Below are 12398 nucleotides of genomic sequence, written 5' to 3'. Positions count from 1 at the left end.
GCGAGATCGAGCACGACCCCGCAATGCTGCTGGTCGGCCAGCCGACGCGCGGGGTCGATATCGGCGCCATCGAATTCATCCATCGAAGGCTGATCGAACTGCGCGACCAGAACAAGGCGATCCTTCTCGTGTCGGTGGAACTCGACGAGATCAGGGCGCTCTCCGACCGCATTCTCGTCATGTTCGATGGCGCGATCGTCGGGGAGGCAAGTCCGGACGCCTCGGAGCGCGAACTGGGCCTGCTCATGGCTGGCATTACGCAAGAAGATCAAGGGAGAGGCTAAGTGGCCAGCTTTCTCAATGTAAGGCGGATCGTCGATTTCGCGGTCCTGCCACTCATGAATGTCGCCGTTGCGCTCCTGATTTCAGGACTTGTGGTGCTCTTCGTCGGTCAGAACCCGCTGGAAGCGGTGGGCTATCTGATCAGCGGATCGCTGGGATCGGGTGAGGGGATCGGCTTCACGCTCTACTTCGCCACCAGCTTCCTGTTCACGGGGCTTGCGGTTGCGGTGGCGTCCCATGCCGGCCTCTTCACGATCGGAGCCGAGGGACAGGCCTATCTCGGTGGTCTCGGTATCGCGCTCGTCTGCCTGTCGCTTGACCGCATCGTCCCATGGTACGTGACGCTCGTTCCGGCGGCGGCGGCGGGAATGCTGTTTGGCGCGGCATGGGCCTTCATCCCGGCCTATCTCCAGGCCAAGCGCGGCAGCCACCTCGTCATCACGACGATCATGTTCAATTTCATCGCTTCGTCGATCATGATCTACGTGCTGGTCAATCTGATCAAGGAACCGGGCAGCATGGCGCCGCAGACGCGCCTCTTCGACAGCGGCGGTCTCGTGCCGAAGCTCGGGGAAATCCTGCCGGTCAACATCGGAACCGCACCGCTCAATGTCAGCCTGTTCATTGCCATCGCGGCCGCGGTCTTCGTCTGGGTCCTGATCTGGAAGACGAAGCTCGGTTTCGAAATCAGGGCGACGGGTGCCAATCCGGCCGCGGCCCGGAACGCTGGCATCAGTTACGTCAAGATCACCATCGTCTGCATGCTGATATCGGGCGCTCTCGCGGGGCTTGCTGGCATCAACATCCTGATGGGCGACCTGGGCAAGCTGCAGCTTGATTTCCCGGCCGGCATCGGCCTGGTCGGGGTTGCCGTCGCCCTCATGGGGCGCGGCCATCCGGTCGGGATCGCCATCGCGTCGGTCCTCTTCGGGGTCCTCTATCAGGGCGGTGCGGAAATCTCCTTCTGGATGCCGAACGTCACGAGGGAGCTGATCATGCTCATCCAGGGACTGGTCATTCTCTTTGCCGGCGCGCTGAGCCTGATGTTCCGGAAGTCGGTCTATTCGCTGGCCGATCTCCTGCGCTTCTCGAAACCGGAGGCCTGAGCAATGCAAGAGTTCATGTCCACGACCATTCTTCTGCTCAGTTCGACGCTCCGCCTGTCGGTACCGTTGATCCTGTGCGGACTGGCAGGCCTCTACTCCGAACGTTCTGGGGTGTGGGACATCGGCCTTGAAGGCAAGATGCTGTTTGCCGCCTTTGCTGCTGCCGCCGCCGCCTATCAGTTCGATTCAGCCTGGGTCGGGTTGTTCTTCGCGATCCTCGTTGCCGTTCTCCTGAGCCTCATTCACGGCTTTGCCTCCGTGACGCACCAGGGAAACCAGATCATCTCCGGGGTGGCGATCAACTTCATTTCATCGGGCCTGACGGTTCTCCTGGCGGTCGGCTGGTTCGCGCTCGGCGGCAGGACTCCACAGCTTCAGCCCGAGGCGCGTTTCCCGACGGTGGTGCTTCCCTTCGCCGAGGAGATGCGGTCGGTTCCTGTCATCGGTCCGATCTATGCCGACCTGATTTCCGGCTACAATATCCTCGTCTATGTCGCCTTCGCGGCCGTGCCTGTCACATGGTGGGTGTTCCACCAGACGCGGTTCGGCCTGCGCCTGCGCGCCGTCGGTGAAAATCCCGCTGCGGTTGATACCGCCGGCATATCCGTGGATTGGCTTCGTTATCGGGCGTTGCTCTGTGGCGCGATCCTGTGCGGCATTGCCGGGGCCTATCTGTCCGTCGCCCAGTCGGCAGGCTTCGTCCGGGAAATGTCCGCGGGCAAGGGCTACATGGCGCTGGCGGCGCTGATCTTCGCCAAATGGCGCCCGGTGCCCGTCCTGTTTGCCTGCCTTCTTTTCGGCTTCCTGGAAGCCTTTTCGATCCGCTTTCAGGCGTTCGATTTCGGACTGGGGTCGGCGCTCTCGACGCAGATCGTACAGTCTCTCCCCTATGTCCTCACAGTGGTTCTGCTGGCCGGCTTCATGGGCCGCGCCATCCCCCCCAAAGCGGGCGGCATACCTTACACGAAAGAGCGTTGAATGACTGAACGTATTATCATTGATTGCGATCCTGGCGTTGACGATGCCGCGGCTATCATGCTCGCTTTCGGGTCGAGCGAAGTCGAGATACTCGGCATCACTGCGGTCGCCGGCAATATCCCCCTGGAGAAGACGGAGGCCAATGCCCGGCTGATCTGCGAGTTGGCCAACCGAACGGATATCCGCGTTTTCCAGGGCTGCGGCCGGCCGCTGCTCTATCCCGACCGCGCTGGCGTCACCGTGCACGGCAATGACGGGTTGGGGGACATCGGCCTGCCAAAGCCCAAGTCGGCGCCGGCAGAACGCACCGCCGTCCAGTTCATCATCGATCAGGTGCGGTCCGCGCCTGGCGAGGTGACGCTTGCGGTGCTCGGCCCCATGACCAACATCGCTGTGGCTCTTTCAATCGATCCGGGCATTGCGCCGCTGATCAGGCGCATTGTCTTCATGGGCGGCGCGGCCTTCTGCCCGGGTAACATAAAAGAACGGGCGGAGTTCAACTTCTACTTTGACCCGCACGCCGCGCAGGCGGTTGTCGCGTCCGGCATTCCCATGGTCATGTTCGGTCTCGACGTCACCCACAAGGCGATTATCACGAAGGAACGGACGGAACGGCTGAAGCGCCTGGGGAAGATCAGCGGCACCATATCCGACATGCTAAACGCCTACGGCGCAGGCGATCCTTGCCTGCACGATCCCTGCGTCATCGCCTATCTCATAGAGCCCGAGATCTTCTCTGGCGTCGAAGGTTTCGTCGAGGTGGACTGCAGCTCTCCCCTGGCAATCGGACAGAGTGTCGTCAGCGTCACCAAGCGGGAACTCGCCGGTCGCGCACCGAACTGCCTAGTCATGACGGAGGTTGATCACGACCGGCTGTTTGCCCTCCTCGAAGAGCGTTATGCACGGGTGGAACTGCAAGCTGCCTAGCTTTGCACGGGCGATGACGAGTTCGCTTGTGGTCGCCCGGCTTCGGCAATACCCGCCATGGCTCGCCGGTGGCGTCGATCTCAAGGTCGACCGCTGCCGCCAAAGAACGATATCGCCCGGACGCCGACGCGGCCGGGCAGGAGGGCGCTCCAAGGTGCTGCGTTCCTCACAGGGCTCAGCTGCACACAGCAAGACTTCTCAAGCGCAAATGCACCGCACGCGTACGATCGGGCGCGCCGCGCTCTGGCACCCGTTGTCGGCGCACCGCCCTGGCATTGCGTTCAGACGGTCGCCTTTTCTTGCCGGACTGAAGCCGGTTCCAATCGCGCCGACGTGCCGTAAAGCATTGCAATGTCTTCGCGCAGGAAGGGGGCGCGGTCCCGATCGCCTTGCTCCTGATAGGTTCGGGCATATTGGTGGCCCGAATAGACGGCGGCAGCGATCAGGCCGGGCGCCAGACAGTCGCCCAGGCGGGTAACGGTCTTGATGCCGGCATCAGCCCATTCCGCTTCCCGCGCCTTGAGGTCAAGCCAGAGTGTTTCATCGGGTAGCCGCGCCGAGACCGGGACGAGTGTGCCGCAGGCGATTTGCCGCGTCTTTCCGCTATAGACGCATGAGAGTTCGAGCCGGTCCTTCGTGCGGCCCGCAAGCGCCATCGCGGGGATGATCTCGACGCCGAGCTCGATGAGCCGCCTTTGTACCCGCCCCTGTTCCAGCGTGTTCTTGCTCCACGGTGAAACCTGGGATTCGGGCGTCACAAAGGTCACGGCCCTGCCGGTCCTGGCCAGCAACTCGGCGAGCACGCTGCCGATATAGAAACAATCGTCATCGAAGACGACGACCGGTCCGTCAACGGAAACGGCCGCGGCGCCGTTGGCAAGAAGGGCGTCGGGCGAAACAAGGGCGCCCTCGGAGAGGAAGTCGAGCGGCTGCCGGTGTGTGCGGCCGACGCCGTCGCATCGCCAGCGCGCACCGGTGGCAATGGCGACATGAGGCATGCCGTATTGCAGAACGTCGTCGGCGCTCAGCGGGCTGTGCAGATAGAGTTGGGCATTCACCTGCGTGCTCAGCTGGCCGACGCGCCAGTCGCGCACCCGGCCCCAGGTCGCAAGCCCGGGCAATCGGCATTCGCGCGCGACCCGACCGCCCCATTCACCACCGGCTTCCGCGAGCGCGACGTCGACGCCGCGCTGGGCAAGAGCACGCGCTGCTTCCAGGCCCGCCGGGCCGCCGCCGATGATGAGTGCCGGCTCGGGCGCCGGCGACGACGCAATAATTTCCGGGTGCCAGCCCTTGCGCCACTCCTCGCCGATGGTCGGGTTCTGCGTGCAGCGCATCGGCACGTTGGTATTGTCGCCGGACGTGCAAATGTTGCAGCCGATACATTCGCGGATGTCGTCGACGCGACCTTCCTCGATTTTCTTCGGCAGGTACGGATCGGCGATCGAAGGCCGGGCGGCACCGATGAAGTCGAGGATACCCTGGCGGATTGCCCGCACCATGCTGTCCGGCGAGGTATAGCGCCCGACGCCGACCACGGGCTTTGTCGTGACGGATTTGACGAAGCGGATATAGGGCTCCTGATAGCCTTCCTCGGAGAAGCGGGCCGTCTGGCTGTCGTTGGACCAGTCGGAAAGGTTGACGTCCCAGAGGTCGGGCAATTCGGCGAGGGCCGAGACGATGTCCTTGCCTTCTCCTTCGCTGGTAATGCCGGAAGGCCCCATCAACTCGTCGACTGCGAGGCGCACGGCGAGCGCGCAGGTATCACCGATCGCCTCGCGGGTATCCTCCATGATTTCCCGGAAAAGCCGCAGTCGATTTTCGAAGGAGCCGCCATACTCGTCGCTGCGGTCATTGTGGCGGCGTGACAGGAAGTGCTGCAGCACGCTCATGTCGTGGCCGGCATAGACATAGATGATGTCGAAACCGGCTTTCTTAGCGCGCAAGGCGGCGTTGCGATACCAGCGGCGCATGTCGGCGATATCCGTCTTGTCCATGGCACGCGCCTGGACAGGGTCGAGGCTGTCGCTGATGGCGTGCGATGGGGCAAGCGGGATCATCCGGCTGAAGCGGTTGGCGACATGCAGGCCATTATGCACAAGCTGGATGGCCGCCAGGCTCCCGTGGTGATGGATACGCTCAGTGACGGCGGAGAGTGCGGGCAGATCGCCCTCGTCCCAAAGGCGCGCTTCGTTGGCCGGTGTCAGGTCCGAGGTCGGATGGATCTCCGCCTCCTGGGTCGAGACCACCGCCCAGCCACCCTCCGCCTTCATGCCGCGCAGATGGGCCTCTGCGTTCGGATAACGGTAGCCCATGCCGGAACAGTGCGGCACCTGGTAAAAGCGGTTGCGCGCCGTTACAGGGCCGATCTTGACGGGTTCGAAGAGAATGTCAAAGCGAGGGTCTCGGGACATCGTCACTACCATTAATAGAATTCTGTTTGAGGCGGCGCGGGCCGCCCGGGCTTGATGCGCCCAGCATAACCGGGCGCGTTCGCCTCGCAAGACCATTGCTATACAATTGTATAAATTGCTGCATGGCAAATTGTTTTGATGTCATTTTGCTTCGTCATGATCCCGCACGATACCCCGGGGTCCGCCGCGCCATGACTGGGCTGAGGCCCAGTCCTCTCCGATCTCGATATAATCTGGAAGTGAGGTGCGGATGGGCGATGACGGAAACAGGATGCAGGTTGGGGCGCCAGAAGCAGGTCGTCCGCATCCACGCGTTTGTGTTTGGCTCCAGGCTCCGATTTTGATTGTAGATCCTTATCCTCACACACTATGGTTTTCCGATATCGGTGTGGAACCACAAGGGTGACTTGAATTGACGACCAGTGGTACTCGCGTCTGCGTCGCAATACTTGCCGTGGCTGCCTTTCTCCTTCCCAAAACGGTATCGGCTTCAACGGCAGAGGCGGAGATCGTCGCCAAGCTTGAATCTTGCGCTGCCCGGCTGGAATCAGGCAGCAGCTATGAGAGCTATGTGGTTGGATTTGCCCACGCACAGGAAGTTGTGAGTGGTGCGCTCGAATTCATGCGCAGCAGGGTTGGCCCGACGGAACCTGTGGGGGATGATCCCCAGGCGGCGAAGCGCGACTTTGCGGCAGATCTCTTGGACAATCCGATGCAGGCTCGGTCCCGAGTGTCGGCGCTTGTCGAAGAGTGCTTAGTGCAAACGAGCGCGGCCGAGACGATATTCAATGGAATTGAGACAAGCCGCGCCAACGAACTTGAGGCCGCAGCGAACGCGCAGCGAGAGGCGGTTGCCCGTGCTGAAAGCGAAGCCGCGAGGGCAGAGCAGGCAGAGCGGCGAGCGGTGGCGGCAGAAGCTGCGGCAGAGCGGGCAAAGGCAGAGATCGCAATTCTCAAGGAGCAGCAACGGGAGCAGGCGGAGGCAAGGGCTTCCTCAGACGAAGAGAGCGGAACGAACAAGTCGACGGAAAACTCTGTTTCACTAAACGTGCGGCAAAACGTTCAGCGCGCGCTTCAGGCCAATGGCTACACCATTTTCGAAAGTGCCGAAGAGATGAACTGCATATGGACCGGTTCGGCGCACCTGTGCAATCGGCCCATTGGAGGAATGATGATCAGTATCATGTCGACGCCATATCGTGTCCACATTCTCAATGCAGGCAGCACGATCGATTGCTTGAGGCTTCGCAAAGGTGAACTGGTCGCGCAAGGTAAGGGGGACGACTGCCGATAGTGGCGTTCGCTGGTCCTTCGCCTCCCACAGGGTTACGCCATCCGCTCTGGAGCCAAAGAGGCGTACCAATTGGCACGCATGATCGACGCGGTTGCCAAAAAACCGTAATTGCTTCACCTAGATTGGCATCGACACTCGGCAATAGGAAATGGATCAAAGCTGAATGCGCATATCATACGTCTTCCTTGGTGCATTTCTTGCAATCGTGCAGTCCGCATATGCTGAAGTCGCTCCACCGCCAGTCCTGGAACCGCTGAAGCAGCAGGCACAAGCTGCGCAGTTGAGTGCACAGTTTCTGACGCGCTTCAGCTATAAGCCGGTCGCGCTCGACGATGCCTTGTCGGCCAAGATCATGGATCGGTTCATCAAATCGCTGGATCCGGACCGTGTGCTCTTCCTGCAGGCCGATATCGACAAGTTCATGTCCGAACGCAGCGAGATCGACGACGCCATCCGACAGAAGGATCTGACGATCCCGTTTGAGATCTTCAACGTCTACGGGACACGCGTTGTCGACCGCATGAGCTACGCGCGCGACTTGCTCAAGCAGGACTTCGAATTCCGCACGCAGGAAAGCTATTCTGTACTGCGTGAGAACGCACCGTGGCCGCAATCGGAAGCCGAAAGCAATGACCTCTGGCGCAAACGCGTAAAGAGCGACTGGCTGCGGTTGAAGCTGGGCGGCAAGACCGATGCGGCCATTCGCGAAACGCTCGCCAAGCGCTACACGAACGCGCTCGATCGCGCTTACAAATACAAGAGCGATGACGTTTTCCAGTCGTTCATGAACGCCTACACCACGTCTGTCGATCCGCACACGGACTACTTCGGCGCGGCTGCTTCGGCCGATTTCAACATCGCCATGAAGCTTTCGCTGGTCGGGATCGGTGCCGTGCTGCAGGAACGGGACGACTACACGACGATCCGTGAACTCGTACCGGGTGGCCCGGCGCAGCTGTCGGGCAAGCTCTCGGTCGGAGACCGCATTACAGGTGTTGGTCAGGGCAAGGATGGAGCGATCAAGGAAGTGGTCGGCACGCGGCTCGATGAAGTCGTGCAGCTGATACGCGGGAAAAAGGGCTCTGTCGTGCGCCTGGACATTTTGCCGGCAGATGCCGGAGCAGATGCCACCCACCGCGTCGTCACGCTGGTGCGAGACAAAATCAGCCTTGAAAAGCAGGCCGCCCAGAAGACTGTTCTCAACGTGAAAGTGGGCGGCGCCACGCGCAAGATCGGTGTGATTACGCTGCCGGCCTTCTACGAGGATTTTGAAGCCCGGCGCAAAGGCGACAAGGATTTTAGAAGCGCGAGCCGCGATGTCCGCAAGCTTCTCGACGAGCTCAAGCGGGAAAAAGTCGAAAGCGTTCTCATCGATGTGCGCAACAACGGCGGCGGTTCACTGGACGAGGCGATTGATTTGACCGGCCTGTTCATCGGCAAAGGTCCTGTCGTCCAGCAGCGCGATAGCGACGGTAAGGTCGAAGTCAGAAGCGCTGATTTTCGAGCGCCTGTCTGGAAGGGCCCGGTGGGTGTGCTGATCAATCGCGGCTCGGCGTCGGCTTCGGAAATCTTTGCAGCGGCAATCCAGGATTACGGCCGAGGCGTGATCATCGGCGAACCCAGCTTCGGTAAGGGCACCGTACAAACCGTCGTCAATCTCGACGAGGTGGTTCGCAACAGCAAACCTGAATTCGGTGAACTGAAAGTGACCATTGCCCAGTTTTTCAGGGTCGATGGCGGTACGACGCAGCTGCGTGGCGTGACGCCCGATATCAGCCTGCCGGGACTTTCTGACCCGACAAGCTTTGGTGAGACCAGCTTTGACAATGCCCTGCCTTGGGCGCAGATCAAGCCCGCGAAGTATGCCCACGCCGACGCTGTTGCGACGTTGCTGCCGAAACTGCAAAGCCGCCATGACACGCGGGTTGAGAGCGATCCCGACTTCCAACGCCTGCTGAAAGACATTGCGGAGGTGAAGGCACAGCGCGAGAAAGGGGAGGTCTCGCTCAATGAAGCCGAACGTCGCAAGGAATTGACCGCCCGAGAAAATCGACGGAAGGCTCGTGCACAGGCGGGCGATGGAGACGATGCTGACAGCGATGACGGTCTCAATGCAAACGAGCGTAGCCTGAGTGCGGACATTGCCATCGAGAATGCCCGCAAGAACGCAAAAGACGTCTTGCTGAACGAGGCCGCCGCCATTCTTGCCGATGAGGCGGTTTGCAGGAAGGCGTGCTAGAGGCGGCTGCAAAATAGCGGCTGAAACAGGTTCGTCTGGCGGCTCGCCGGGGGCCGCACCGGCCAAGCCGCACCTTGTCGCATTCGGCGGCGGCGCAACTGAACGGCTCCTGCCATCCGACAGGGGAGAGACCCGCGACGGAAGGCGGTGCTGCAGTGCGATTGCACCATATCATCGTGCCGCTCGCCAAGACCCTTCGGTATCGCGCATCCACGGAATGAAGGCCCGGTATGAGGCCTGGAGGGACAGCCAGATATGACGTTCAGCACGCAATCCAAGGGCGTCTACGCCATCGCAACCACGCCGTTCCTTGAGGACGGTTCGATCGACTTCAATTCGATCGACAAGCTGACGGACTTCTATCAGGAGAGCGGCTGCACCGGCGTCACGATCCTCGGGATCATGGGTGAGGCCCCGAAGCTCGAACCGGACGAAAGCCGGGCCATCGTCAAGCGGGTGGTCTCCCGGTCGACGATTCCGGTGATCGTCGGGGTCTCCGCTCCAGGTTTTGCCAGCATGCGCTCGCTGGCGCGTGGCTCGATGGAGATGGGTGCTGCCGGCGTGATGATCGCTCCGCCGCCGGCGCTACGCACGGATGATCAGATCGTCAACTATTTCGCAGGCGCTGTGGAAGCCGTCGGCGACGAGGTGCCGTGGGTGCTGCAGGATTATCCGTTGACCCTCACGGTCGTTATGACGCCCAGCGTCATCGCCAGGATCATCACCAACCATCCGTCCTGCCTTATGCTGAAGCACGAGGACTGGCCTGGCCTTGAGAAAATATCGAAGTTGCGCGCCATGCAGAAGGCGGGAGAACTTCGCGAATTCTCCATCCTCTGCGGCAATGGCGGCCTGTTCCTCGATTTTGAGCCGGAGCGAGGTGCCGACGGAGCCATGACCGGCTATGGCTTTCCGGACATGCTGACCGAACTGATGGGGCTGTTTGCAGCCGGGAAGAGGGATGAGGCGCACGATCTCTTCGACGCGCACCTGCCGTTGATCCGTTACGAGCAACAGCTTGGAATCGGCCTTGCCATTCGCAAGCACGTTCTGAAGCGTCGCGGCGTCATCGCCACCGATGCGCAACGCAAGCCAGCTCAGATGCTTACTCCGGCAGCGCGGGCAGAAGTGGATTACCTCCTTGCCCGTGTCGGAAGACGCGACAAGCGTGCTGTGCTTTAGTCAACTCAAGATCTGTAACCCCGTCCTCAGCTGACCAAGAGCCTCGTCCGGGGCCGAAGCGCACGAGATTGGTACTTTGGCTTTGGCGATAGTCGAAGTGCAGAACGTGGTTCGACGATGCAAGGCCAGAAAACTCGTTCGAAAAGCTCAGCTTTAGCGTATCGGTGTGATCGTTACTGCTGCGATCCAGTGGGTAGTATCGTGGTAGTCGCGAGCGCGAATGACGGATGCAACTGGGCCGGCGATCTCTTCGCCGCTGGTGCGTATGGCGTTCGTCGCCTCGGTAAACAGCGCCGGCTGCAGGTCGAAACCGGGCGTATGGCGCTTCAGAAGCTCGCCGCCGAAGGCAAGGTTGGCGACCTCCTGCCTGCCCGGAGGCAAAAAACTCCGCAAATTGTGGTGAAAACGAGACGGAATTTCTAAGGCGTTGCACAACCAAAGTGCTCGGTCCCTCGCGCTGCTATACGCCCGCCGGTAGGTTCTCAGGGAAAACAACACCGGAGAATTGCATGAAACGCCTCCTCATTCTTGGCGCCGCCATTGCCGCGCACTTCGTCACTCCCGCGCTGGCTGAGGAGCCCACGAAACTCCTCAACGCGTCGTACGACGTTTCGCGCGAGCTTTTCGTTGCTGAGAACGAGGCGTTCATCAAGCAGCATCCGGGCGTGACAATCGACCAATCGCATGCCGGCACCTCGAAGCAGGCGCGCTCGATCCTGGAAGGCCTCGAAGCCGACGTCGTGACCTTCAATCAGACCACGGACATCGAATTCCTGGCCAAGAATGGTTTCGTCGCCAAGGACTGGGCGAAGGCCTTCCCGAACAATGCCTCGCCGTTCTATTCCTTCCCGTCCTTCCTGGTGCGCACCGGCAACCCGAAGAACATCAAGGACTGGAGCGATCTCGCGCGCGACGATGTTCACGCGGTCTTCCCCAACCCGAAGACATCGGGTAACGCCCGCTACACCTATCTCGCCGCTTACGCCTGGGCCAAGGAGGCCTATGAGGGCGATGAAGCGAAGATCGAGGCCTACATCACCAAGATCTTCGACAATGTTCCGGTCTTTGATACGGGTGGCCGCGCTTCCACGACGACCTTCGTCGAACGCGAAACCGGCGATGTCCTGATCACCTTCGAGGCTGAAACGCGCAGCATCGTCAAGCAGTACGGCGCCGACAAGGTCGAGAGCGTCATCCCGTCGGTGAGTCTGCTTGCCGAATTCCCGGTCGCCGTCGTCGACAAGGTTGCCGAGAAGCACGGCACGGAAGCGCTTGCCAAGACCTATCTCGATTTCCTCTATACCGAGGAAGGCCAGCGTATCGCCGCCGAGTTCGGCCACCGCGTCCGCAACGAGAAGGTAGCCGGCGAGTTCAAGGATCAGTTTCCGGCGATCCGCCTCGTCAACGTCGACGACGTCTTTGGCGGTTGGAGCAAGATCCAGAGCGAGCACTTCGCTTCCGGCGGGGTTTTGGACAAGCTCTACGGCAGCCGTTAAGCGCTAGCCGCTGCCGAACTCAGCCAGCCCGGCAGACGAACCGTTTGCCGGGTTTCACCATGACATGACAAGGAAATGACCGCTTGAGACGCAATGTCCTGCCCGGATTGCGCCTGTCGCTGGGGGTGACGCTGCTCTATGTGAGCTTGATCGTCGTCCTGCCGCTGGCAGCCCTCGTTTTCAAGGCAGCAAGCCTTGGTCCTATTGACTATTGGCAGATCGTCTCGTCGTCGCGTGCGCTTGCAAGCTATCGCGTCACGGTGCTTGCCGCACTTGCCGCGACCTTCTTCAATCTCTTTTTCGGCCTCGCGCTCGCCTGGGTTCTGGTGCGCTACCGCTTTCCGGGGAGGCGCATCGTCGACGCCATGGTCGATCTGCCGTTTGCGCTGCCGACGGCCGTCGCCGGCATTTCGCTGACGGCGCTTTTCACCACGAACGGCCTGTTCGGCTCTATCCTCGGCGATTTCGGTATCAAGGTTG

The 12398-nt window shown here is 61.0% G+C and carries 7 protein-coding genes and 4 pseudogenes; 9 read left to right on the top strand and 2 right to left on the bottom strand.

All coding sequences use genetic code 11. The features are described 5' to 3' along the window. The 4 genes and pseudogenes from I8N66_RS29335 to I8N66_RS29320 all read left to right on the top strand — a co-directional run. Positions 1 to 284 (top strand): annotated as a pseudogene (locus tag I8N66_RS29335) (heme ABC transporter ATP-binding protein); the annotation flags it as partial. Between the two features lie 54 nt (positions 285 to 338). Further along, positions 339 to 1388 (top strand): ABC transporter permease, encoded by a 1050-nt coding sequence (locus tag I8N66_RS29330; protein WP_113538190.1) that lies wholly within the window; start codon positions 339 to 341, stop codon positions 1386 to 1388. A gap of 3 nt (positions 1389 to 1391) precedes the next feature. Then, positions 1392 to 2366, top strand: a complete 975-nt coding sequence (locus tag I8N66_RS29325; protein ID WP_291161567.1) for an ABC transporter permease — start codon at positions 1392 to 1394, stop codon at positions 2364 to 2366. Further along, the gene (locus I8N66_RS29320; RefSeq protein WP_291161564.1) at positions 2367 to 3293 is read left to right on the top strand and encodes a nucleoside hydrolase; all 927 of its coding nucleotides are present in this window, start codon (positions 2367 to 2369) and stop codon (positions 3291 to 3293) included. A 281-nt stretch (positions 3294 to 3574) separates the two neighbouring features. Here I8N66_RS29320 and I8N66_RS29315 read toward each other — a convergent pair whose 3' ends face one another. After that, positions 3575 to 5707, bottom strand: coding sequence for an NAD(P)-binding protein (locus I8N66_RS29315; protein ID WP_291161561.1), 2133 nt, complete (start codon positions 5705 to 5707; stop codon positions 3575 to 3577). Between the two features lie 412 nt (positions 5708 to 6119). Here I8N66_RS29315 and I8N66_RS29310 point away from each other — a divergent pair, with 412 nt between their 5' ends. The 3 genes and pseudogenes from I8N66_RS29310 to I8N66_RS29300 all read left to right on the top strand — a co-directional run bounded on the left by I8N66_RS29310 (position 6120) and on the right by I8N66_RS29300 (position 10422). Further along, entirely contained in the window at positions 6120 to 7001 is an 882-nt protein-coding gene (locus I8N66_RS29310) for a hypothetical protein (RefSeq protein WP_291161558.1), read from the top strand. A gap of 163 nt (positions 7002 to 7164) precedes the next feature. Continuing rightward, a pseudogene (locus I8N66_RS29305) lies at positions 7165 to 9257 on the top strand (carboxy terminal-processing peptidase). A gap of 238 nt (positions 9258 to 9495) precedes the next feature. Next, positions 9496 to 10422 carry a dihydrodipicolinate synthase family protein gene (locus I8N66_RS29300; protein WP_291161552.1) on the top strand — a complete coding sequence of 309 codons (927 nt, stop codon included), beginning with the start codon at positions 9496 to 9498 and terminating at the stop codon, positions 10420 to 10422. 198 nt (positions 10423 to 10620) lie between these two features. Here the strand turns inward: I8N66_RS29300 and I8N66_RS29295 are convergent. Continuing rightward, a pseudogene (locus I8N66_RS29295) lies at positions 10621 to 10806 on the bottom strand (aldehyde dehydrogenase family protein); the annotation flags it as partial. A gap of 125 nt (positions 10807 to 10931) precedes the next feature. On the opposite strand from I8N66_RS29295, the gene cysP reads away from it, so the two are divergent. Both cysP and I8N66_RS29285 read left to right on the top strand, forming a co-directional pair. Further along, on the top strand, positions 10932 to 11918 hold the full coding sequence (gene cysP / locus I8N66_RS29290; protein ID WP_291161548.1) for a thiosulfate ABC transporter substrate-binding protein CysP: 987 nt from the start codon (positions 10932 to 10934) through the stop codon (positions 11916 to 11918). An 83-nt stretch (positions 11919 to 12001) separates the two neighbouring features. After that, positions 12002 to 12398, top strand: a pseudogene (locus tag I8N66_RS29285) (molybdate ABC transporter permease subunit); the annotation flags it as partial.

Source organism: Ensifer sp. SSB1 (assembly GCF_016652895.1).
Lineage (GTDB): Bacteria > Pseudomonadota > Alphaproteobacteria > Rhizobiales > Rhizobiaceae > Ensifer.
Note: the sequence above shows the minus strand (reverse complement) of the source record. Positions and strands in the feature narration are given on the sequence as shown.

Bases quoted from the DNA above. Each gene is read 5' to 3' on its own strand.
- I8N66_RS29330 (WP_113538190.1), top strand. From the start codon at position 339: ATGAATGTCGCCGTTGCGCTCCTGATTTCAGGACTTGTGGTGCTCTTC.
- I8N66_RS29325 (WP_291161567.1), top strand. From the start codon at position 1,392: ATGCAAGAGTTCATGTCCACGACCATTCTTCTGCTCAGTTCGACGCTC.
- I8N66_RS29320 (WP_291161564.1), top strand. From the start codon at position 2,367: ATGACTGAACGTATTATCATTGATTGCGATCCTGGCGTTGACGATGCC.
- I8N66_RS29315 (WP_291161561.1), bottom strand. From the start codon at position 5,707: ATGTCCCGAGACCCTCGCTTTGACATTCTCTTCGAACCCGTCAAGATC.
- I8N66_RS29300 (WP_291161552.1), top strand. From the start codon at position 9,496: ATGACGTTCAGCACGCAATCCAAGGGCGTCTACGCCATCGCAACCACG.
- cysP (WP_291161548.1), top strand. From the start codon at position 10,932: ATGAAACGCCTCCTCATTCTTGGCGCCGCCATTGCCGCGCACTTCGTC.